The organism is Micromonospora sp. ALFpr18c (genome assembly GCF_008868155.1).
Classification (GTDB): domain Bacteria; phylum Actinomycetota; class Actinomycetes; order Mycobacteriales; family Micromonosporaceae; genus Micromonospora.
In genome coordinates, this window is record NZ_WBKR01000420.1 from 1 (window position 1) to 1,024 (window position 1,024).

A 1,024-nucleotide genomic window follows, 5' to 3' on the forward strand; every position below is an offset into this window, starting at 1 on the left:
GACCCCCCCGCCGCCCACCGGCGAGCCGGGCACCTGCGCCGCCACCTACCGGACGCTCAACACCTGGCCCGGCGGCTTCCAGGCCGAGGTGACCGTCGCCAACACCACCACCACGACACTGAACGGCTGGACCGTGGGTCTGACCCTGGCCAGTGGTCAGGCCATCAGCAGCCTGTGGAACGGCACCAACACGGGCACCACCGGCAGCGTCACCGTCCGGAACGCCGCGTACAACGGCACGGTCGGCCCGAACGCCTCGACCACGTTCGGATACACCGCCACCGGTAACGGTGCCACCGCACCCGGCGCCATCACCTGCACCAGCCCCTGAGCAGGGCTGACCGGGCCCGGAGCCAGAGGGCTCCGGGCCCACAGGTGGCCCGGGGAGCGGCTGGTCAGTGTCTGAAGCGGGGTGGGGACGGGCGCTCGGGGGGCTTGCCCTTGGCACGCAACGTGTCGGAGGTGGCGATGCACGCGAGGACGAGTACGGCGGTGCCGGCCACGGCCAGCGGTGGCAGATGGGTCATCGCCGGCGCGGCGGCGACGAGCGCCAGCGCCCCGATCAGCCGGGAGCGGGACACGCGGGCGAACACGGCGTATTCGGCCAGCGCACGTCCGACCAGGAACAGGATCGGCCCGCCGAGGATGACGAGAACCCAGGCCGCCTCGGTCCGCCCCCACGGATGTTTGATCACCAGTTCGTACCCGATGGCGACGGCCACGATGCCGGCCACCATGAGGACGTGCGCGAGGAACGCCTCCCGGACGAGGCGGGCGGGGTCGGAGGACGCGTTGATCGCCTCGGGCAGCAGTTGGCCCGCCTTGAAGAGGTAGACCCGGAACAGCAGCACGGTGGTGATGAACGAGACCGAGAGCGCCGCCGCGGCTCCACCGCTACGAAAGGACGCGTCGCTGTAGGCCGAGCCGGTCGCCAGGATCAGCTCACCGAGAGCGATGATGAAGAACTGTCGGTAACGCTCGGACAGGTACTCGGCCAGGACGGGCCACTGGCCGGGGGTGGGCA

Annotated in this window: 2 protein-coding genes; one reads left to right on the forward strand and one right to left on the reverse strand. The window is 71.1% G+C overall.

Features of this window, described 5'->3' with window-relative positions; genetic code table 11:
* Positions 1-331, forward strand: a 331-nt coding sequence (locus F8271_RS31500) for a cellulose binding domain-containing protein (protein ID WP_192580557.1), incomplete at its 5' end; no start/stop codon positions are given.
* Between the two features lie 64 nt (positions 332-395).
* Here the strand turns inward: F8271_RS31500 and F8271_RS31505 are convergent.
* Positions 396-1,024, reverse strand: a 629-nt coding sequence (locus tag F8271_RS31505; protein WP_151493409.1) for a low temperature requirement protein A, incomplete at its 5' end; no start/stop codon positions are given.